The following is a 20,371-nucleotide window of genomic DNA, read 5'->3' as shown; positions in this document are numbered from 1 at the left end:
CATGCTGTGACACGAGCAAGGGGAAGTCAACGATCCTGGTACGCGTCGCTGATAGGACGTCAGTGCAGTGCATACTCCCGGGCTATGGACGGCGCCGGAGTGCGCACATCAGCCCCTGAGGGAAGCACTGGTGACGATACGTCAGGCATCTTGGTGGCTTTGTGGCTTCGTGACTTTGCGGCTGTCCCGTGTACCGGCATATGGGTCACGTCAGCGCCGGGGCCTCGAACGTCAACGTACCGGCCGTCGCATCGAGCTCCGCTGCCACGCCGAGCGGCACGGTCAGCGCAGAGTCTCCGTGGCCGAAACCGAATTCCTCGGCCACCGGCACCCCCAAACCGCCCAGCCGCTCCGCCAGCACCTCCCGTACCCGGTCGTACGGCCCGCAGCGGGCCCAGGAGCCGAGGACGATCCCGGCGACGCCGTCCAGCCAGCCGGCCCGTATCAGTTGGGTCAGCGCCCGGTCGATGCGGTACGGCGGCTCTCCCACGTCCTCCAGCAGGAGCAGGCCGCCCGCCGCGCCGCGCCTGGCCTGCGAGGTGCCCAACTCGGTGGCGAGCATCGCCAGACAGCCGCCGAGGGTGACCCCGCGGGCCCGGCCCGGCGCCAGCGGCCGGGCGGACACGGACGCCAGGGCGCGGACGGCCTCCGGCGCGAAGAGAGTGCGCCGCAGCTGCTCGCGGGTCGCGTCGTCCTTGAGGAAGACCTCGCCCGCGACGGCCGGGCCGTGCAGCGTGGACACCCCGGCGCGCACTGCGAACGCCTCGTGCAGCACCGTCACATCACTGAAGCCGATCAGCGGCTTCGGGGCGGCGGCCCGGATGGCGTCCCAGTCCAGCAGGTCGACCATCCGCTGGGCGCCGTAGCCACCGCGCGCGGCGAACACCGCTTTCACGGACGGATCGCACCAGGCCTCCTGGAGGTCGCGGGCACGGTCCTCGTCCGGCGCCGCGAGATAACCCAAGGTGTCGTGGGTACCCCGGACATGGGCCGAGGCGACCGGGTCGAGATCCCAGCCGCGCAGGACGTCCAGTCCGCAGTCCAGGCGCTCCGGGTTGATCGGGCCACTGGGCGCAACGACCGCCACCCGGTCGCCGGGGTACAGCCGCGGGGGACGGATCAGCGCGGGCGCCGTCATGTGCGCAGCTCCAGGGTCGGGATGTCGTCACGGGTGAGACCGAAGGTCTGCACGTAGAGGGAGAGTTCGGCCTCCACAGCGCGCACCATGGTCTCCTCGCGGCGGAAGCCGTGGCCCTCGCCGGGGAAGGACAGATAGGCGTGCGGCATGCCGCGGCCGGCGACCTCGGCGAGGAACCGGTCGCACTGCGCGGGCGGGCACACCACGTCGTCCAGGCCCTGGAGCAGCAGGAACGGCGCGGCGATACGGTCCGCGCGGTACAGCGGGGAACGTTCCCGGTAGCGGTCCGGGACCTCGGCGAGCGGGCCGACCAGCGACTCCAGATAGTGCGACTCGAAGTCATGGGTCTCGCCGGTCGCCCAGCCGGCCAGGTCCAGGATCGGATAGCTGATCGTGCCGCAGGCGTAGAGGTCGGTGGAGGTCAGCGAGGCGGCGGTGGTCCAGCCGCCGGCGCTGCCGCCGCGGATCGCCAGCCGGGCGGAGTCGGCGCTGCCCTCGTCGGCGAGCGCGCGGGCGACCGCCGCGCAGTCCTCGACGTCCACGACGCCCCATTGGCCGCGCAGCCGCTCGCGGTACTCCCGTCCGTAGCCCGTCGAGCCGCCGTAGTTGACCTCGGCGACGCCGATGCCGCGGGAGGTGAAGTAGGCGATCTCCAGGTCGAGAACCAGCGAGGCATGGCCGGTGGGGCCGCCGTGGGCCCACACGACGAAGGGCGGCAGCTCGCCTTCGGGGGCGATGTGGCCGGGGTTGTGCGGGGGGTAGATGTGGGCGTGGATGTCGCGGCCGTCGGGCCCGGTGAAAGTGCGCTCCTGGGGCCGGGGGTAGTAGGCCGGGTCCAGGACGTCGGCGTGCCGGGCGGCGATCGCCCGGGAGCGGCCGGTGCAGGTGTCCAGCTCGACGATCTCGTAGGAGCTGTGCGGGCCGGCGGCGATGCCGATGACTCGGCTGCCGTGCACGGCGAGGGTGGGCGCCCATTCCGTCCAGGGGCCGACCGAATCGACCAGCTCGCCGGTGACCGGGTCGAGGATGCCCAGGGTGTTGCCGCCGCGGCCGTGGAGGACCGCGATCGTGCCGGCCTCCAGCGGCAGGAACCAGCGCTGGCCGATATTCCACAGCGGACCGCCGAACTCCTCCTCCCGGGCCGGGCACAGACCGCGGCTCGCCACCACACCGTCGTCCGCCGTGTCCGGGTCGATGCGCTGGAGCTCCCACCAGCCGCTGAGGTCGGAGACGAACAGCAGCGAGCCGTCGGCAGCCCATTCGAGCTGTGCGACGGACTCTCCCGCGTCGCCGCCGCCGGGCGTGCCGGGGCCGAGGTCGCCGACGAGCGGCCGGACGTCCGTGAACTCCGCCTCGGCCTCCCCGTCGGCGACTTCGGCGATCATCACCAGCGTGCCGTCCCAGGGCATCCGGGGGTGGTCCCAGGCGATCCAGGCCGCGCGCCGGCCGTCCGGGGAGAGCCGCGGGCCGGTGACGAACCGGTGCCGGTCGTCAGTCAACTCCCTTACCGCGCCGCGGTGTTCGGCAGCGGAGCCGTCCAGCGGCACGGCGGCGATCACCCGGCGTACGTCCGTGGGCAGCTCGCCGGTGAACTCCTCCAGGACGCACCACACCTCGCCGCGGTCCGGGAGCAGCACCGGGTCGACCCAGCGCAGGCCGCCGCCGACGGCGGACAGCGGGGTGAGCGGGCGCGGGGCGGCGCCGCTGTCCGGTTCGTAGGCGTACAGACGCTGGTCGGCGAAGTCGCTGAAGACGACCAGCGGTCCGCGCTCGGTGACCGTGCCGGCCCAGGGCTGGCCACCGTACTCCAGCACCCGGCTGCGGACGTTCCAGGGCGCGGGCAGCACCGACTCCTCGACGCCGTCCGGCCGCCTGCGTATCAGCGCCCGGCGGCCGCCCTCCGCGGGACGCGGCTCCGTCCACCAGACCTCGTCGCCCACCACGCCGACGAACGCCGGACGGCCGTCATGGGCGGCGACCGTACGGGCGTCTATCGGAGACGGCCAGGTTCCGTAAGGGGCGGTGGTCACCATGCTGGAAGTCCTCCTCTGCCGGACACCCCGGAGGGCGTGCCCTACGCCGTTCGCAGAAATTGGTCGAGTACCCGGACACCGAAGTGCAGTGCCTCGACGGGAACACGTTCGTCCACGCCATGGAAGAGCGCCTGGTAGTCGAAGTCCTCGGGAAGTCTGAGCGGGGAGAAGCCGTAGCCGGCGATGCCCAGCCGGGAGAACTGCTTGGCGTCCGTGCCGCCCGACATGCAGTACGGGACGACATGGCCCTCTGGGTCGAAGGCTTCGATCGCAGCCCGCATCGCGGCATACGTCGGGGAGTCGAGGGGGGCCTGCAACGCCACCTCGCCATGGTGGTAGTCCCAGGCCACATCGGGCCCGGTGAGCGCGTCCATGGTCGTACGGAACTCGGCCTCGCCACCGGGGACGACCCGGCCGTCCACGTAGGCGACGGCACTGCCGGGGATCACATTGATCTTGTAACCGGCCTCCAGCATCGTCGGGTTGGCACTGTTGCGGACCGTCGGCTCGACCAGCTTGGCGGACGCACCGAGCTTGCTCAGCAGGGTGTCGACGTCGAAGTCGGGGGCTTCGGGATCGGCGTCGATACCGTGCAGCGCGGCGAGTTCGCGGAGCGCGGCCCGGACCGTCGGGGTGAGCCGGACCGGCCATTCGTGCTCGCCGATCCGGGCCACCGCTGCGGCCAGCCGGCTGACGGCGTTGGCGTGGTTGACCTTCGAGCCGTGCCCGGCCTGGCCCTGCGCGGTCAGTTTCAGCCAGGCGGTGCCGCGCTCCCCCGCCGCGATCGGGTACAGCTGCATTCCACCGCCGGCGTGGAAGGTGAAGGCCCCGGACTCGCTGATGCCTTCCGTACAGCCCTCGAAGAGGTCGGCATGGTGGTCCGCGAGGAATCCCGAGCCGTCCTTGGCACTGGCCTCCTCATCGGCGGTGAAGGCCAGCACGATGTCGCGCCGCGGCCGCACGCCCGCGCGTGCCCACTGGCGGACGACGGCGAGCATCATCGCGTCCATGTTCTTCATGTCGATGGCGCCGCGGCCCCAGACCACGCCGTCGCGGACCTCCCCGGAGAACGGATGCACGCTCCAGTCGGCGGGCTCGGCGGGCACCACGTCCAGATGGCCGTGGACCAGCAGGCCGCCGGCCGCCCGGTCGGTGCCCTCGATACGGGCGACGACATTCGTCCGTCCCGCGCTGCGCTCCAGCAGTGTCGGTTCGATACCGGCATCGGCCAGCCAGTCGGCGGCGTACTCGGCGGCCGGGCGCTCCCGGCACTCGCCGTCACCGGCATTGGTCGTGTCGATACGGATCAGATCGGAGGTGAACCGGACGACCTCGTCGAGGGCCTGCTGATCGACCGGCCCGGTGTGGTCAGCCATATTGTTCCTCCACGGCGGACGAGACGACGGTGGTGACCGCCTTGAAGCACCGGATGGCTTCATACATGTTCTGACTGGTATACGCGACGCGGCGCTCACCGCTGCGCTCCACGCCGGGGACCCAGGTCGCCGCGCCCGCCAAATGCTCGGCGTCGAACTCCATCTCAACCCGGAACGGCCCGCGCCGCACGGGCTCATGACGCACCGCGAGGGCCGCCCCCTCGCGAGCCGCCTCCCGGATATCGGCCGCCGTCCGGGCCGGCGGCCGGCAGACCGCGGCGTAGCGCGACACATAGTCCTTGACCGCGGCCTTGGGCGCCTGAGGCGCATAGCCCAGGGCATCCTCACAGGTCAGGTCGTCACCGGTGACCAGCACCACGGGCACGCCGTATTCGGCCACCACGAGAGAGTTGAGATATCCCTCGCTCGCGCGGGTCCCGTCGACCCAGACACCGGTGAGCGAGTTCGCGAGGTACGTATGCGCGAGCACCCCTTCCGTGCCCGCCGCCGTGTGGTACCCGACGAAGGCGATGCCGTCGACGTCGCCGTGCTGCACTCCCTCGACCATGCTCAGCGACTTGTGCCGACCGGTGAGCATCTCTGCGCGCTCATCAAGCTGCTCCAGCAACAGATTCCGCATCGACCAATGCGCTTCATTGACGAGCACCTCGTCGGCCCCGCCGTCGAAGAACCCTGCGATCGCCGCATTGACATCGGAGGTGAACATATGGCGGCAGCGCTCCCACTGCGGCGTGCCGGGCAGTACGTCAGCGGGCCAGGTCACGCCGGTGGCGCCCTCCATGTCCGCGGAGATGAGGATCTTCATGCCGTCACGTTACGCGTGACCGAACACCCGAACCAGGCCTGTGGATAACTCCGGAGGTCTAGTCCACCGAAGATCGACCCAGGTGGCTCAACAGCACCCGCCGTCCACCTGAGGACCCGTGAAATTCCACGCCCTGCCGATAAATGGGAGGAGGCGGAGGCCCCGGGCATTCAGGATGGCGGCTCCTGAGCGGGGTGGGAGGTGATCCAGCGGTGGCGTACGTCCCAGGTGCCGCCCTCGGCGGTCACGCCGCGCAGGCCGTGAAGGGTCTCCGGGCCGGCAAGCGCCGGCAGGGCGGATTGCCGCAGCGAGGCGAAGGCCACGGTGCGGGCCGGGTCCCAGTCGGTGCTGTGACGCAGACGGCGGCTCATCTGGACCCAGCCGAAGGGGGCCGCGGCCACGACCCAAGCGTCCGGTGTCTGCGCGGTCAGCCGCCGGGCCGGGCGCAGCCAGGACGCGGCCGTCTCGGGCCAGTCGACGACCGCGAGGACCCTGTGGCCCAGCGCCCGCCAAGCGGTGGTGAAGGCTTCCGCGGCGGCGCGGGAGGCGGCATCGCGGCTGTGGCCGACCGCCACGGTCTCGACACGCGGCTTCCAGCGCTCCAACATCCCGATGAGAGCGGCGAGTTCGGCCTCGGTGTGCGGGGCGGGCCGCGGCAGGTCGCCGTACTCGGCCAGGTCCTCGGCGCTGATCAGCGGCGAGCCGGACGGACTGCCCTCGTCAGGTGGCATGCCCTCGTCCGGTGGTATGCCCTCGCCCGGTGGCACGGCCTCACGACGCGTCATGGAAGACCAGCCCCAGCGCGTGCCGCCGCCCCGAGCGGACGGTGCTCACGCCGTGCCGCATGGCGCCCGCGGACCAGCCGCGCTTGCCGGCGACCGGTCGGTCGCGGGTGGTGAAGATCAGGCCGTGGCCCTGGCGCAGGGCGGTGCTGGTGCCCCGGGACTGGGCGCGGGGCCGCTGTTCGACGAGCAGGAACTCGCCACCGGTGTAGTCGCTGCCGTATTCGTCCAGTCCGATGACGACCTGGAGGGGGAAGAGCATGTCGCCGAAGACGTCACGGTGCAGGGCATTCCAGTCGCCCGCCTCGTAGCGCAGCAGGATCTGCGCCGAGCGGGCCTGTCCCGCCTCGTGACACATCGTCAGCCACTCGTCCAGAGTGTCCGGCCAGGGCGCCGGACGCCCGAGCCGGGCGGCCCAGTCGCGGGCGATGGCCAGCAGATGCGGGTAGAACGCGGCGCGCAGTTCGGCGATCGGCTCGGGCAGGTCATGGCTGAAATAGCGGTACTGGCCGGAGCCGAAGCGATGGCGGGCCATGTCGATGGTGCTACGGAACAACTCCGCCCGCTCGTAGAGGCCGGCGATGTCGCGGCACTCGGCGGGGGTGAGCAGCTGCGGGGTGAGCGCGCACCCGTAGGCGTCCAACTCACCTGCGAGTGCTGCCCAGTCGGCGCCGTCGAGGTGCTGCTCGGCCTGCGCGGCGGCGGTGTCGGGGTTGCCTGCGTACCTGATCGGGGCGGTGTCGGTTTCCGTGGCGGCGTCGGTGACGGTGCCCGGGTCCGTGCCGGTGTCGGTGCCGGTGTCGGTGTCGGTGCCGGTGTCGCTGTCGCTGTCGGTGGTCATGCCGGGCCTCAGGCCTCCCGGGTGGCGCCTTCGAGCAGCAGAAGCTGCTGCTTGCGCTCCAGGCCGCCGGCATAGCCGGTGAGCGCGCCGTTGGCGCCGATCACCCGGTGGCAGGGGCGTACGACGAGCAGCGGATTGGCCCCGATCGCGGTGCCGACGGCGCGGACCGCGGCGCGCGAGGCGCCGATCTGCGTGGCGATCTCGCCATAGCTGCAGGTCTTGCCGTACGGGATGGCTTCCAGGGCCTGCCAGACCTGCCGTCGGAAGTCGGAGCCGCTGGCGACGTACTCGATGTCGAAGCGGGTGAGCGTGCCCTCGAAGTACGCGGCGATCTGGGAGGCGATCGCGGCGAACGCCGCCGGGTCCTCGGTCCAGCCGTCCTGGACGGTGGCGCCGCGCTTCTGCCCGGGGACGGACAGCGAGGCGAGCGCAGTGCCGCCGGTGGCGGTGGCGGACTTCTCGCCCGCCAGCAGCAGCTCACCCAGAGGGCTGTCGATTGTCGTGTAGACCGTCATCGGTCCGGTCCTTCCTGATGGTGCAGCGCTGGATGATTCAGCGCCGCATGGTTCAGCGCCTCGTCGTTCCGCGCCGCGTTGTTCTCTTCAATCCCTGTTCTCTTCAATCTCTTCAACGACAACTCTGCGGCTGTTGAACGGAAATATCTGGCGGGTTTCGGACATCGCATTTGGGCTCGGCGCGATCACGCTGCTGACCGGGCCGGGCGCCGCGAGCCAGATGAGACATAGGACTTACTCGTCTAGAGCACGTCGCTCGCCGAATCCGCCAGCTTGTGCCGCGCCGCGCGCGCGGCCGGCAGGATCGACGCAGCCCCCGCGACCACCACCGCGACGACACCGACCAGCAGCAGGACCCCCAGGCCGGGACGCTGGGCGATGCCGGTTCCCCAGCCGCTGGCACGGCCCTGGAGGTCGATGAGCCACTCGGAGGCGGAGACCCCGAGCACGGTGCCGGCCACCGCGGCGGCCAGGGCGATGAAGACGGTCGCGGATACGATCACCGCAGCGATCTGACGCGGGGTCAGGCCGACGGCCTTCAGGGCGAGCAGGTCGCGGCCGCGGTCACGTACCCCGGCACTGACCGTCGTCGACAGTTCCGCCAGCCCGATCAGTACGAGGACGGAGATCAGGCCGGCGGTGACCGCGCGGACCGCCGACAACTGGTCCGCGGGGTTGGGGATCTCGCGTACTTCGATGCGGCCTGCGGAGGAATGGGCGAGGGCGTCGCGGACCTCGGCGGTGGCGGCTCCGTGCGGCAGGACGAGGTGGTAGAAGTCCGTGCGCAGCGCCGGGTCGCCGTCGCGCAGGGTGTCGAGTCCGGTGGAGATGACCCGGCCGCCGTCGGCCGGTTCGATGCTGCGGCCGACGATGTGCAGGACGTGCGGCCGGCCGGCGACGGTCATCCGTACCCAGTCGCCGACGTGTGCGTCCAGGAGGTCGAGCAACCCCTGCCCGGCGATCGCCTCGTCGGGGCCGTGGGCGGCGCGGCCCTCCACGATGGAGAAGGGATAGGGCTTCGCGTCCGTGCCGAGGCCGCGCAGGGTGATCGTGCCGGTCTGGCCCGGCACCAGGGCCTGGACCTCGGCACCCGGGTAGGCGGTCACGTTCGGCTGGGCCGTGAGCCGCTGTCGTAGCTCCCGCTCGCCGAGGCTGTCGGAGCGGGCGGTGAGCGCGGCGGGCAGCCCGACGTCCTCGGGGTGGGAGGAGAAACGGTCCAGGGTGGACCAGGCTCCCAGCGCGATGGTGATGAGCAGCAGCGGGACGGCCAGCCGGCCCACGGCGGCCACGGCGCGCAGCGGCCGGTGGAAGGCTCCCCGCCAGCCGAGTACCAAGGCAGGCGGGATCCTGAGACCCAGGGCCCGCCGGGTCGTACCGGACATCCGGCGGCCGGTGGCCACGGCGGCGCGCGCGACGGGCACCGGCGGTACGCGCCCGGCCCGCCAGGCGGCCAGCCAGGTCGCCGAGCCGATGAAGACCACCACCGCGCCGGAGATGGCGAAGGGCAGCCAGGCGTACTCGGGGAGCTTGTGCCACAGGGCCGTCGCTTCGCCGATCCGGCCGGGGACCAGGGGGCCGAGCGCCTGGGTGAGCACCGCGCCGAGTGCGACGCCCAGCAGCGCGAAGCCGAGGTGCAGCGCGAGGAACATCCGGACCACCTGGCCGGGGGTGAATCCGATGGCCTTGAGCACGGCGATGTCCCGTAGGTGGCCACGGACGCGGGTGCTGATGGCGCCGCCGACCGCAAGGGCCGCGGCGAGCAGCGCGCCCAACCCGAACAGGCCGAGCAGCCGGCCGAGGAGCTGGTTGTCGCTCCCCGCCTCGGCCTGGGCCTGCCGCCAGGTGGAGACATCGGTGATCTGGTCGGCGCCGAGCTGGGTGACCGCCCGCTGGACGACGTAGTCGGTGTCCTCCCGGTCGGCGAGCTGGAGGCCGACGGTCTGGCCGCGCTGGTCGGGGCCCGCGTCCGAGGCGGCGAGGGTGGCGGGCAGCACCCACGCCACGCCCGGGGTCTCGCCCGCGCGGAACTTGACCTCCGCGGTGTCCGCGACGCCCACCACTCGCAGGGGTGACGGGAAGCCGCTCAGGGCGATGGAGTCCCCCGGTTTGGCCCACAGCGCGTGGGCGACCGAGCCGTCGAGCACGATCCCGTTGACGGTGCCCGCATCGGTGTCCGCGTCGAGCCAGCGGCCCTCGGCGATCTGCGGGGCGGCGGTGGCGGGGCGCCCCGGTGTGCCGCGCAGCTCCAGCGTCGCCTTGGAGCCGCCGAGTTGGACGCTCGCGGTGGTGCGGACCGTACGGAAGGGCCCGGAGGCGGCGCGTACCTCGTCCAGCTTGGCCAGTGATCCTGCGGGGGCGCCGGTCTGGGTGTGGATCCATACGTGGGCGCCGGAGGACTGGGTGAAGACCCGCTGCCAGGGGTCGGCTGCGTAGGCGAACAGGGCGGTCGCCAGCAGCAGCGAGATGGTGATTCCGGCCGTCGCCAGCACGATGAGCAACGCCGCGGCGCGGTTCGCCCTGAGATGCGCGTGTGTCCAGCGCGCCGCTGCTCGCACGGCGGTCAGCCCTTGAGCTTGAGGACGTCGGCGACGCCGGCCTCGGGGCGTATCCGGCCGCCACCGAGGTGCGCGTCGTCGGCCACCTGGCCGTCGAAGAAGCTGATCACCCGGTCCGCGGCGCTGGCCATCCGCGCGTCATGGGTGACCAGCAAGATCGTCTGTCCGCGCTGGTGGAACCGGGCGAGCAGCCGCAGCACCTCCCTGGTGCCCTTGCTGTCCAGGCTGCCCGCGGGTTCGTCGGCGAGCAGCAGGCTGGGGGCGTTGACCAGCGCGCGGGCCAGCGCGACACGCTGCTGCTCGCCGCCGGACAGCTCGCCCGGCGCGACGTTCTCCTTGCCCGCCAGGCCCAGCTCTTCGAGCAGTTCTGCGCGGTCCGCGCGGGCCTTGCGGGGGGAGCTGCCGGCCAGCAGCGCGGGCAGCTCGACATTGTCGGCGACGCTGAGGTTGGAGACCAGGTTGAAGAACTGGAAGACGATGCCGATGTGGTTGCGGCGCAGCACGGCCCAGCGTGCCTCGCTGTAGGAGTCGACCTGGCGGCCGTCGAGCCAGATGGAGCCGCTGTCGGGCCGGTCGAGGCCGCCGAGAAGGTGCAGCAGGGTGGATTTGCCCGCCCCGGAGGGCCCGGTGATCGCGACGAATTCGCCGCGCTCGATGCTCAGGTCGACGCCGCGCACCGCGTGGACGGGTGCGCTGCCTTCCGGCCGGTGCGTCTTGACCAGGCCGGCTGCCCGCAGTATCGGCCCGGACGGCTCGTCCCGGTTCATTCCAACTCCTCTTGGCAGCGCTCCAGCCAGTCCAGATCCGCCTGCAGATGCAGCATCGCGCCCTCGATCAGCAGCTGCGCGACCCGGTTGTCCCGGTCCTCGACCGCGGCGAGCTTCGACAGGTCGCGCATGGTGTTGAGGTAGTGACGGCGCTGCTTGTTGATCAAGGCGATCTGGCTTGCGGTCCCGGTGCGGGGTGCGAGGGCGAGTTTCATGAAGAACTCGTCCCGTACCCGCGGCTCGGCGGTGGGTTCCTCGAACCATGCGTCCACCGTCTCGCGTCCCGCCGCGGTGATCCGGTAGGTGCGCTTGTTCGGGCGGTCGGACTGCTCGATCTCCTCTCCCTCGATCAGGCCCGCCTTCTCCAGCCTGCTGAGGGTGACGTAGATCTGGCCGACGTTCGGCTGAGGGTATGCCGCCCCCAGGAGGTTCTCAAGGGCCTGTTTGAGTTCGTAACCATGGGCGGGTCCGCTGACCAACAGCGCCAGGAGTGCCAGCCGCACGCTCTCCCTCTCCCTCCCCTGCGGTACCTGTCGGTTATCTGAACCCGTCCCGGTGTGATCCGGTTCGCCGTCGTATCTTCCTGCGACATCTAGTATCCCGCATGCCTAACAGGTATACAGGGGTCGGCCGTCGGGCCAGTGTCAGGGTCGACGCCGTACGAGGAGGAGCCATGCGGTGGAAGCGTGCCGCGGGAAGACTCCTGCTCGTCTGCTCGCTGCTGTTCGCGGGCCATGCGGGCGCGCAGGGCGGGGAGCCCGCCGTCGACGCGGACGGACGGGGCCCGATCACCCTGGTGACGGGCGGCGACCTCACGGGCTATCTGCGCGGGGTCCTGGACGGCTGGAACGACCGGCACCCGCGCGAGAAGGTGACGCTGGTCGAGCTGCCGGACGCCGCCGACGAGGTGCGCGCCCAGATGGTGACCGAGCTGCGCTCCGGCAGTGACCGCTTCGATGTACTGAACATCGATGTGGCGTGGACGTCGGAGTTCGCGGCCGCGGGGTGGATCACCCCGGTGGACGGCACGCAGTTCCCGCTGGATCGCTTCCTGCCTCCCGTGGTGGACACCGCCACCTTCCGGGGACGCCTCTACGCGGTCCCCTATGTCACAAATGCCGGACTTCTCTACTACCGCAAGGACATCCTCGACCGCGAGGGTGCGCGACCGCCGCGCACCTGGGCCGAACTGAAGCGGCTGGCGAAGACGGTCGCGCCCGAGTACGGGCTGGACGGCTACGCGGGCCAGCTCCTGCCGTACGAGGGACTGACCGCCAACGTCGGCGAGGCCGTCCAGTCGGCGGGCGGCTCGGTACTCGCGGGCGAGGGCACGCGCGTCACGGTGAACTCTGCCGCGGCACGCCGGGGCCTGTCGTTCCTCCTCGACGGCGTGCGTGAGGGGTGGATCCCGAAGCGGGCGCTGACCTTCAAGGAGGAGGAGTCCCGCAGAGCCTTCGAGGACGGCAAGCTGCTGTTCCTCCGGAACTGGCCGTACGCGTACACGCTGGCCAATGCTCCATCTTCAAAGGTGGCGGGAAAGTTCGGCGCGGTGCCGCTGCCGGGCCCCGACGGACCGGGTTCCAGCGCGCTCGGCGGCTCCAATCTGGCGGTCAACACACACTCGCGGCACCGGAAGTCGGCCGCCGAGCTGATCTCCTACCTGACGAGCAAGCCGGTCCAGCGCCAGGTGCTCACCAAGGGGGCCCTGCCGCCGGTGTGGGCGGACCTGTACACGGAGCCGCAGCTGGTGCGGCGGTTCCCGTACCTCCCGACGCTGAAGCGGAGCCTGCTGACCGCCAGGCCCCGCCTCAAGAGCCCGCAGTACGACCAGGTGAGCCTGGCGATCCAGGCCGTCATGCATGACGCGCTCACCCATGGGCGGAGCACGGACGAGACCGTCGCACGCCTGACGCGAGAGCTCCGGGCCATCGTCGGCCGCGGCTGACCGACCGGAGCCGTCCGCTCCACTCCACTTCAGTGCGCTCTACTTACCTGTTAGGTACAGCTGAGCCTTGAAGTGCTTCGCAATACCACGCAAATCCGGGCATCCTGCGACCACTTTTGGCCTTTCCGTTGACACCCGAAAGACACACCTACTTAACATGCATGCATAACAGCGACCCGCAGGCCGCACGGCATGCCCATGTAAGAACGGGATCACGGCAGATGCTCATCGCCACCGCAGGAGACGGCCAGTCGGCCGACCTCACGCCCCTCTCCTCCCACCCTCCCGTCCCGGTCTCCTCCCACCCTCCCGTCCCGGTCTCCTCCCACCCGCCCGTCCCGGTTTCCTCCCCCGCCACCAGCACTGCACAGCGCTGGTGGCGTGACGCGGTCATCTACCAGGTGTACGTCCGCAGCTTCCTGGACAGCACCGGCGACGGCATCGGCGATCTGGCCGGAGTCCGCACCGGACTCCCGTACCTCCGCAAGCTCGGCGTGGACGGCATCTGGCTCAGCCCCTTCTACCCGTCCCCGCAGCACGACCACGGCTATGACGTCGCGGACTACCGGAACGTGGACCCCGTCTACGGCGACCTCGCCGAATTCGACCGCCTGGTGGCCGACGCACACCGGCTGGGCCTGAAGGTGCTCCTCGACATCGTGCCCAACCACTGCTCCAGCGAGCACCCATGGTTCCGCGCCGCCCTGGAGGACACACCGGGCGGACCGTCGCGGGAGCTGTTCCACTTCGCCGACGGCCGCGGGCCGAACGGTGAACTGCCGCCCAACAACTGGCGCGCCATGTTCGGCGGCCCCGCCTGGTCCCGGATCAAGGAAGCGGACGGCACCGACGGCCAGTGGTACCTGCACATGTTCACGCCCGAGCAGCCCGACCTGAACTGGCGCAACCCCGCTGTGAGCGCCGACTTCGACAAGGTGCTGCGCTTCTGGCTGGACCGCGGCGTCGACGGCTTCCGTATCGACGTCGCCGCGGGCCTGTTCAAGCACCCCGAACTCCCCGACTCCCCCGACCCGTCGGCCGACGAGCGGACCCGCGACTCGGTCAACCCGCTGGCCTGGAACCAGCCCGAGGTGCACCAGGTGTGGCGCGACTGGCGCGCCCTGTGCGAGGAGTACACGGCCCGGGACGGCCATGACCGGCTGCTGGTCGGCGAGGTCTCGGTACGGACACCGAGCGAGCAGGCCGCCTACGTCCGGCCCGACGAGCTGCACCAGGCGTTCTTCTTCCACCTGCTGACCGCCCGCTGGGACATCGGCACCTTCCGCAAGGTCATCTCCGAGGCGCTGACCGACATCGCGGGCACCGGCTCCACCGTCACCTGGGTGCTCAACAACCACGACCAGGTCAGGACCGTCACCCGGTACGCGGCCGAGCCGAGCGGCCAGGCCGAGGGCACCTCCCGGACGGAGTCGGCGGGAGGGCTGGGCCCGGCGCGCGCCCGCGCCGCCGCCCTGCTGATGCTGGCGCTCCCCGGCGCCGCATACGTCTACCAGGGCGAGGAACTGGGTCTGCCCGAGGTCGTCGACCTGCCGGACGAGGTCCTCACCGACCCGATCTTCCACCGCACGGGCAGCCGGCAGCACATCCGTGACGGCTGCCGGGTGCCGCTGCCCTGGTCCGGGCACGCCTCCCCGTTCGGCTTCACCGCCGGGACCGACGCGGCGCGGCCCTGGCTGCCCCAGCCCGAATGGTTCGCCGAACACGCCACGGACCGGGCGCTGGCCGACACCCGGTCGTTCTGGCACCTGTACCGCGAAGGGCTGCACCTGCGCCGCAGCCTTCCGCAGCTCGGCGAGGGCACGCTGCGCTGGCTGGAGTCCCCGCCCCAGGTGCTGTCCTTCGTCCGCGGCGACGGCCTGGTCTGCGCCGTCAACTTCGGCACCGACCCGGTACCCGCCCCCGTACCCGGCATCCCGCTGCTCGCGAGCGGCGACTGCCCGGCCGGAACGCTCCCCGGCTCCACCGCCGCCTGGTGGATGCACGCTCCCGACCCCGGCCAAGACATCCGATAAGCCCCACCGAAGGGAATCCCGCCATGAGACACACCGCAGTACGACACACCAGAATCGCCATATCCGGCGCGGCCGTGCTCGGCCTGGCGCTCACCGCGACCGCATGCGGCGGCGGAGTCTCCGCCGGGGGTGGCAAGCAGGAGCTCAACGGCCAGTCCCTGACCGTCGCCGGCGTCTGGACCGGCGTGGAACAGCAGAACTTCAAGAAGGTCCTGGACGCGTTCTCCGAGAAGACCGGTGCGCGGATCACCTTCTCCTCCACCGGTGACAACGTCTCGACCGTCATCGGCAGCCAGATCGAAGGCGGCACCGCCCCCGATGTGGTGATGGTCCCTCAGGTCGGCGTGCTCCAGCAGTTCGCCAAGAAGGGCTGGCTCGCGCCCCTCTCGGCGGAGATCGGCACCAACGCGAAGGCCAACTTCGCGCAGGTGTGGAAGGACTACGGCACGGTCGGCAACACCTACTACGGCCTGTACTTCAAGGCCTCCCACAAGTCGACGGTCTGGTACAGCCCGGAGGCTTTCGACCAGGCCGGCGTCAAGCCCGCGAAGACGTACAAGGAAATGCTCACGTCGGGCCGCACGCTCTCCGAATCGGGCGTACCGGCGTTCTCCGTCGCGGGCGAGGCCGGCTGGCCGCTCACCGACTGGTTCGAGAACATCTACCTCTCCCAGGCGGGACAGGAGAACTACGACAAGCTCGCCGCCCACAAGATCCCGTGGACGCACCCCACCGTCGTCAAGGCGCTGACCACGCTCGGCGAGCTGTTCGGCGACAAGAACCTGGTGTCCGGTGGCGGCGCGGGCGCGCTGCGCACCGACTTCCCCGAGTCCGTCCAGCAGGTCTTCGGCCCGGACCCGAAGGCGGCCATGGTCTACGAGGGGGACTTCGTCAGCTCCCTGGTCACCGATGAGCTCCACAAGGAGGTCGGCACGGACGCCAAGTTCTTCCCCTTCCCGGCGGTCGGCGGCGGCAAGGCGCCGGTGGTCAGCGGCGGTGACGCGGCCGTGGTGCTCAAGTCGGGCAAGAACAAGAAGGCCGCGATGGAGCTGGTCAAGTACCTGTCCACGCCCGAGGCGGCCGCCATCTGGGCCAAGGCCGGCGGGTTCATCTCGCCCAACAAGAACGTGCCCGCGGGCGCGTACCACGACGAGATCACCAAGGGCGCGGCCCAGTCGCTGACGGACGCCGGGAACTCCGTGCGGTTCGACATGTCCGACCAGGCCCCCGCGGCCTTCGGCGGCACCCAGGGCGCCGGCGAATGGAAGCTGCTGCAGGACTTCCTGCGCGACCCCTCCGACCCCGAAGGCACGGCGACCAAGCTTGAGGCCGCCGCGGCCAAGGCGTTCCGGAACTAAGCACCTTTCTTTCCCCACCGCCCACACCAAGAGGCCCGATCCATGCCTGTCACCACTTCTGAGGCGCCGCCCGCCAAGACGGGCGGCCCCCCGACCGCCCCGCCGCCCGGCAATCCCGGCAACCCCGGACGGCCCGGCGCTCCCATGCGCCGCGCCGTCCGGCGCCGCCGCCTCGTCACCGCGGTATTCCTGTTCCCCGCGCTGTTGCTGCTGGGCGCCCTGGTCGCGTATCCCATCGGGTTCTCGGTCATCCGCAGCCTGTACGACGCCTCGGGCGACACCTTTGTCGGCGCCGGCAATTACACCGAGATGTTCCAGGACCCGGCGACGCTCCGGGCCATCCGGAACAGCGCCGTCTGGGTCGTCTTCGCGCCCGCGCTGCTGACCGGACTCGGTCTGGTCCTCGCCGTGCTGACGGAGAAGATCCGCTGGAAGACGGCGTTCAAGCTGCTGATGTTCATGCCCATGGCGATCTCCTTCCTCGCCGCCGGCATCATCTTCCGCCTCGCCTACGAGCAGGATCCGCAGCGCGGCGTGCTCAATGCCGTCACCGTCGGGATTCACGACAACTTCGAGGGGGACACCACCTCCTACCCGAACGCCAAGTCCCGCATTGGCGACAAGCAGCTGGCCAAGGGCAAGGACGGCGGCTACCGCACGGCCGACCTGACCGGACCGGGCAACATCGTCAACCTCGGCCTGGTCGGCGTCGCGCCCAAGGACATGCCCAAGGAGGCGAAGCCCGCCGCGAAGGCCGCCGAGGCCGCCAAGTCCGCGGTCGCCGACGGTGAACTGCGCGGCGTGGTCTACATCGACTTCACTCCTGGTGGGGGCGGCAAGCCCGGCGTGGTGGACCGTACGGAACGCGGGCTGCCGAAGCTCACCGTCGAGGCGGTCGACGCGCGCGGCAAGGTGGCGGCCAAGGCCACCACCGGACCGGACGGTTCGTACCGCCTGACCGGTCTGCCCGCCGGGTCCTACGCCGTCCAGCTTCCCGCGGAGGACTTCGCCCCGCCGTACGAGGGCATTTCCTGGCTCGGCCCGGCGCTCATCACCCCCGTCATCATCGGCGCGTACATGTGGATCTGGACCGGCTTCGCCCTCGTCCTCATCGGCGCGGGACTCTCCGCGATGCCGCGGGACGTCCTGGAGGCGGCCCGGATGGACGGCGCGAACGAGTGGCAGGTCTTCCGCAGGATCACCGTGCCGCTGCTCGGCCCTGTCCTGGGCGTCGTGTTCGTGACCATGGTGATCAACGTGATGAAGGTCTTCGACCTCGTCTACATCATCGCCCCCGGCCCCGTGCAGCAGGACGCCAATGTGCTGGCTCTGCAGATGTGGCTGGTCTCCTTCGGCGGTGGCAACAACCAGGGGCTGGGCAGCGCGCTCGGTGTCCTGCTGCTGCTCCTGGTGGTCCCGGCCATGGTCTTCAACATCCGACGTTTCCGCAGGAGCCAGTAATGACCACCACCATTCAGGGGGCAACCGTTTCCCGGAGGCGGGCGAAGGTACGGCCGGCGAAGCGGCTCAGCCGCAGCGTGATCCAGGCGTTCCTGCTCATCGTCGGCCTTGTCTGGCTCACCCCGGCCGCCGGCCTCTTCCTCTCCTCGCTCCGTACGGAGGAGGCGAATTCGAGCAGCGGCTGGTGGCAGGCGCTCACCGCCCCCAGCCAGCTCTCGTTCGACAACTACACGGCACTGCTCAAGGATTCCGGCATCACCCAGGCGTTCTGGAACACGGTGCTGATCTCCGTGCCCACCACCATCGCCGTCGTGGTGATCGCCGCCCTGGCCGGATACGCCTTCGCCTGGCTGGAGTTCCCCGGACGGGACTGGATCTTCCTGCTGGTCGTCGCGATGCTGGTGGTGCCGGTCCAGATCGGACTGCTGCCGGTGGCCAAACTGTTCGGCGCGCTCGGGCTGTTCGGCTCCATCCCCGGCGTGGTGCTCTTCCACACCGCCTATGGACTGCCGTTCGCCATCTTCCTCCTCCGCAACTACTTCGCGGAGATCCCCAAGGAGATGCTGGAGGCCGCGCGCATGGACGGCGGCGGGGAGTGGCGGATCTTCTCCCAGCTCGTCCTGCCGCTGGGCCGGCCGGCGATCGCCAGCCTCGCCATCTTCCAGTTCCTGTGGGTGTGGAACGACATGCTCGTGGCGCTGCTCTTCGCCGACAACACATCACAGCCGCTGACGGTGGCCCTCCAGTCGCAGATGCGGCAGTTCGGCAGCAATATCGGTGTGCTGGCGCCCGGCGCCTTTCTGTCCCTGATCGTGCCGCTGATCGTGTTCTTCGCGTTCCAACGGCACTTCGTCCAAGGCGTCATGGCGGGATCGGTGAAGTGATCCGGCCGGCGGCGCCGGAGCAGGTCCGGTGCCGCCGCCGGCCCGTCAGTGGGCATCGTGGATCCCGCGGTAGTGACCCAGTGCGGTCTCCCGCACCTTCCGGTCGCTCCAGTGGTCGAAGCGTCCGGGGGCCAGCGGCGTGGCGGGTCCAGGTCACCGTGACGTCCGCGCGACGCGGGGGCACTCATGGAACGCTATGGCTCATGGCTGACGCGCCCCTTATGACGACTGCCCTGGTGGATGAGGAGCACACGTGATCAGACCCCGGCGTCTCGTCTGGTATGGGGCGTACGGCTCCAACATGCATCTCGACCGGCTGGACTACTACCTCGCCGGCGGCCGTCCGCCGGGTGGCCGGCGGGTGTATCGCGGATGCCGGGACTCCCGCCGGCCCGCGCGCTCGGTGCCGGCCATGCTGCCGGGGCTGATGTACTTCGCCACCGAATCGCGGGTGTGGACCGGCGGCTCGGCGTTCTACGACCCCGACGGCGAGGGCGAACTCCCCGCCCGCGCCCATCTCGTGACGGTGGATCAGTTCTCTGACATCGCGGCCCAGGAGATGTACCGGGAGCCCGGACAGGATCTCGATCTGACGGAGGTGCTCGCGCGCGGGCGGGCGCGGATGGGGCCGGGGCGGTACGAGATGCTGGTGTGCGCCGGGGAACGGGACGGTTACCCGGTACTGACCTTCACCGCCCCGTGGCGCAGGGAAGACGTCGCGGTGAACCCGCCCGCCGCGGTCTATCTGCGGCACCTCTTGGCGGGCATCGTCGCGGCACATGGGTGGAGCGCGCTGCGGGCCGCCGAATATCTGGCCGGCTGCCCGGGGGCGGCGGGGCATTGGACGGCCGCGGAGATCGCGGGGCTGCTCACCGACTGACCGGCCGCATCCGGTCAGCGCTCTCCCCCTGCTCGCTCCAGGAGGGCGGGGAGGTCGGCGAATGAATCGAGGACATGGTCCGGGGCGCCGCCGGCCGCCTCCAGCGCCTCGGGAAGGTACTTGCCGGTCTTGACGAGTACGCCGGTGATGCCGCTGCGCTGGGCCGCCAGCACATCGGACTCGATGTCGTCGCCCACCATCAGCGTTTCGGACGGGTCGGCGGCAAGGTGCGCCAGGGCGGTGGCGAAGAACGCCTCGGCGGGTTTGCCAGTGATCTCCGCCTCGACCCGGGCGGCCCGTTCCAGCCCCAGGAGGAAGGCCCCGGTGTCGAGATCGAGCCCGCCCGCGGTACGCCAGTACAGGTTCCGGTGCATGGCGACCAGCGGGACGCCGCGTTGCAGATGACGGAAGGCGGCGTTGAGCGCCGGGTAGGTGAAGGCACTGCCCGCACCGCCGAAGACGATCACGTCCGGTCCGGCGGCGTCACCGTCCGCCTCCGCTTCGTCGACGAGCGTGATGCCGCTCAGGTCGTCGCTGACCTCACCCGTGTTGAGCAGCAGACAGCGCGCGCCCGGATAGTGCTCGCGCAGGTACGCGGCGGTGGCGGCGGGCGCGGTGAGGATGTCGTCGACGCCGACGGGGAAGCCCGACCCGGCCAGTCTCGCGGCGATCGAGGCGCGGGTCCGTGAGGTGGTGTTCGTGACCAGCAGCAGGGGAAGCCCCTTGGCGCGCAGCCGTTCCATGGCCTCGACGGCGCCGGGCAGCGGCTTCCAGGACACCGTGAGCACGCCGTCGATATCGATCAGGACCGCTCCGACGCGTTCCGCAGGACGTTCCATACGACGCTCCAGATGCTCCAGGCGCTCCATAGGACCGACCGTGGCCAGATCGCGCGGCGGCCGTGATGCGCATGGTGCAGCACTTGCAAAATGACCGCAAATGGGGTTGTTTCGAAGTAGGTGTGGACGTGGTCTCCG

The 20,371-nt window shown here is 70.7% G+C and carries 17 protein-coding genes; 6 read left to right on the top strand and 11 right to left on the bottom strand.

Translation table 11 applies throughout. The annotated features are described in order from the left end of the window. Window positions 1–205: 205 nt before the first annotated feature. The 10 genes from AB0I10_RS02870 to AB0I10_RS02825 form a co-directional block, all read right to left on the bottom strand. Window positions 206–1,138: an LD-carboxypeptidase gene (locus AB0I10_RS02870; protein ID WP_363150487.1), complete on the bottom strand. Its 933-nt coding sequence runs from the start codon at window positions 1,136–1,138 to the stop codon at window positions 206–208. After that, window positions 1,135–3,171 carry a prolyl oligopeptidase family serine peptidase gene (locus AB0I10_RS02865; RefSeq protein ID WP_363150486.1) on the bottom strand — a complete coding sequence of 679 codons (2,037 nt, stop codon included), beginning with the start codon at window positions 3,169–3,171 and terminating at the stop codon, window positions 1,135–1,137. Before AB0I10_RS02865 ends, AB0I10_RS02870 begins: the two co-directional genes overlap by 4 nt. A gap of 41 nt (window positions 3,172–3,212) precedes the next feature. Then, complete coding sequence (locus AB0I10_RS02860; RefSeq protein WP_363150485.1) at window positions 3,213–4,547, bottom strand: M20/M25/M40 family metallo-hydrolase; 1,335 nt, start codon at window positions 4,545–4,547, stop codon at window positions 3,213–3,215. Next, on the bottom strand, window positions 4,540–5,373 hold the full coding sequence (locus tag AB0I10_RS02855; protein WP_363150484.1) for a M55 family metallopeptidase: 834 nt from the start codon (window positions 5,371–5,373) through the stop codon (window positions 4,540–4,542). Before AB0I10_RS02855 ends, AB0I10_RS02860 begins: the two co-directional genes overlap by 8 nt. Before the next feature lie 170 nt (window positions 5,374–5,543). Further along, window positions 5,544–6,158, bottom strand: a complete 615-nt coding sequence (locus AB0I10_RS02850) for a hypothetical protein (protein ID WP_363150483.1) — start codon at window positions 6,156–6,158, stop codon at window positions 5,544–5,546. Next, the gene (locus tag AB0I10_RS02845) at window positions 6,145–6,996 is read right to left on the bottom strand and encodes a 2OG-Fe(II) oxygenase (protein WP_363150482.1); all 852 of its coding nucleotides are present in this window, start codon (window positions 6,994–6,996) and stop codon (window positions 6,145–6,147) included. Before AB0I10_RS02845 ends, AB0I10_RS02850 begins: the two co-directional genes overlap by 14 nt. A gap of 8 nt (window positions 6,997–7,004) precedes the next feature. Beyond that, window positions 7,005–7,511 carry a methylated-DNA--[protein]-cysteine S-methyltransferase gene (locus AB0I10_RS02840; RefSeq protein WP_363150481.1) on the bottom strand — a complete coding sequence of 169 codons (507 nt, stop codon included), beginning with the start codon at window positions 7,509–7,511 and terminating at the stop codon, window positions 7,005–7,007. A 242-nt stretch (window positions 7,512–7,753) separates the two neighbouring features. Then, entirely contained in the window at window positions 7,754–10,066 is a 2,313-nt protein-coding gene (locus tag AB0I10_RS02835) for an FtsX-like permease family protein (protein WP_363150480.1), read from the bottom strand. A gap of 5 nt (window positions 10,067–10,071) precedes the next feature. Next, complete coding sequence (locus AB0I10_RS02830) at window positions 10,072–10,833, bottom strand: ABC transporter ATP-binding protein (protein ID WP_363150479.1); 762 nt, start codon at window positions 10,831–10,833, stop codon at window positions 10,072–10,074. Then, complete coding sequence (locus AB0I10_RS02825) at window positions 10,830–11,336, bottom strand: PadR family transcriptional regulator (RefSeq protein ID WP_363150478.1); 507 nt, start codon at window positions 11,334–11,336, stop codon at window positions 10,830–10,832. Before AB0I10_RS02825 ends, AB0I10_RS02830 begins: the two co-directional genes overlap by 4 nt. Before the next feature lie 170 nt (window positions 11,337–11,506). Between AB0I10_RS02825 and AB0I10_RS02820 the strand changes: the two genes are divergently transcribed. From AB0I10_RS02820 to AB0I10_RS02795, 6 genes are all read left to right on the top strand, one after another. Beyond that, a complete protein-coding gene (locus AB0I10_RS02820) occupies window positions 11,507–12,778 on the top strand; it encodes an ABC transporter substrate-binding protein (protein WP_363150477.1) in 1,272 nt (423 codons plus the stop codon). A 221-nt stretch (window positions 12,779–12,999) separates the two neighbouring features. Further along, complete coding sequence (locus AB0I10_RS02815) at window positions 13,000–14,811, top strand: glycoside hydrolase family 13 protein (RefSeq protein ID WP_363150476.1); 1,812 nt, start codon at window positions 13,000–13,002, stop codon at window positions 14,809–14,811. Between the two features lie 23 nt (window positions 14,812–14,834). Then, window positions 14,835–16,169: an ABC transporter substrate-binding protein gene (locus tag AB0I10_RS02810; RefSeq protein WP_363150475.1), complete on the top strand. Its 1,335-nt coding sequence runs from the start codon at window positions 14,835–14,837 to the stop codon at window positions 16,167–16,169. 144 nt (window positions 16,170–16,313) lie between these two features. Continuing rightward, a complete protein-coding gene (locus AB0I10_RS02805; protein WP_363150824.1) occupies window positions 16,314–17,630 on the top strand; it encodes an ABC transporter permease subunit in 1,317 nt (438 codons plus the stop codon). After that, window positions 17,630–18,514: a carbohydrate ABC transporter permease gene (locus tag AB0I10_RS02800; RefSeq protein WP_363150474.1), complete on the top strand. Its 885-nt coding sequence runs from the start codon at window positions 17,630–17,632 to the stop codon at window positions 18,512–18,514. Before AB0I10_RS02805 ends, AB0I10_RS02800 begins: the two co-directional genes overlap by 1 nt. 301 nt (window positions 18,515–18,815) lie before the next feature. Continuing rightward, window positions 18,816–19,394: a histone deacetylase gene (locus tag AB0I10_RS02795; protein ID WP_363150822.1), complete on the top strand. Its 579-nt coding sequence runs from the start codon at window positions 18,816–18,818 to the stop codon at window positions 19,392–19,394. A gap of 14 nt (window positions 19,395–19,408) precedes the next feature. Here the strand turns inward: AB0I10_RS02795 and AB0I10_RS02790 are convergent, their stop codons facing one another. Continuing rightward, a complete protein-coding gene (locus AB0I10_RS02790; protein WP_363150473.1) occupies window positions 19,409–20,233 on the bottom strand; it encodes an HAD-IIA family hydrolase in 825 nt (274 codons plus the stop codon). Window positions 20,234–20,371 lie beyond the last annotated feature (138 nt).

Origin of the sequence: Streptomyces sp. NPDC050636, from assembly GCF_040654775.1 — a bacterium.
Classification (GTDB): Bacteria; Actinomycetota; Actinomycetes; order Streptomycetales; family Streptomycetaceae; genus Streptomyces.
Note: the sequence above shows the minus strand (reverse complement) of the source record. Positions and strands in the feature narration are given on the sequence as shown.

Excerpts from the sequence above, each read along its gene's own strand:
- AB0I10_RS02870 (WP_363150487.1), bottom strand. The coding sequence starts at position 1,138 with ATGACGGCGCCCGCGCTGATCCGTCCCCCGCGGCTGTACCCCGGCGAC.
- AB0I10_RS02865 (WP_363150486.1), bottom strand. The coding sequence starts at position 3,171 with ATGGTGACCACCGCCCCTTACGGAACCTGGCCGTCTCCGATAGACGCC.
- AB0I10_RS02860 (WP_363150485.1), bottom strand. The coding sequence starts at position 4,547 with ATGGCTGACCACACCGGGCCGGTCGATCAGCAGGCCCTCGACGAGGTC.
- AB0I10_RS02855 (WP_363150484.1), bottom strand. The coding sequence starts at position 5,373 with ATGAAGATCCTCATCTCCGCGGACATGGAGGGCGCCACCGGCGTGACC.
- AB0I10_RS02850 (WP_363150483.1), bottom strand. The coding sequence starts at position 6,158 with ATGACGCGTCGTGAGGCCGTGCCACCGGGCGAGGGCATACCACCGGAC.
- AB0I10_RS02845 (WP_363150482.1), bottom strand. The coding sequence starts at position 6,996 with ATGACCACCGACAGCGACAGCGACACCGGCACCGACACCGACACCGGC.
- AB0I10_RS02840 (WP_363150481.1), bottom strand. The coding sequence starts at position 7,511 with ATGACGGTCTACACGACAATCGACAGCCCTCTGGGTGAGCTGCTGCTG.
- AB0I10_RS02830 (WP_363150479.1), bottom strand. The coding sequence starts at position 10,833 with ATGAACCGGGACGAGCCGTCCGGGCCGATACTGCGGGCAGCCGGCCTG.
- AB0I10_RS02820 (WP_363150477.1), top strand. The coding sequence starts at position 11,507 with ATGCGGTGGAAGCGTGCCGCGGGAAGACTCCTGCTCGTCTGCTCGCTG.
- AB0I10_RS02815 (WP_363150476.1), top strand. The coding sequence starts at position 13,000 with ATGCTCATCGCCACCGCAGGAGACGGCCAGTCGGCCGACCTCACGCCC.
- AB0I10_RS02810 (WP_363150475.1), top strand. The coding sequence starts at position 14,835 with ATGAGACACACCGCAGTACGACACACCAGAATCGCCATATCCGGCGCG.
- AB0I10_RS02805 (WP_363150824.1), top strand. The coding sequence starts at position 16,314 with ATGCGCCGCGCCGTCCGGCGCCGCCGCCTCGTCACCGCGGTATTCCTG.
- AB0I10_RS02800 (WP_363150474.1), top strand. The coding sequence starts at position 17,630 with ATGACCACCACCATTCAGGGGGCAACCGTTTCCCGGAGGCGGGCGAAG.
- AB0I10_RS02795 (WP_363150822.1), top strand. The coding sequence starts at position 18,816 with ATGCATCTCGACCGGCTGGACTACTACCTCGCCGGCGGCCGTCCGCCG.
- AB0I10_RS02790 (WP_363150473.1), bottom strand. The coding sequence starts at position 20,233 with ATGGAACGTCCTGCGGAACGCGTCGGAGCGGTCCTGATCGATATCGAC.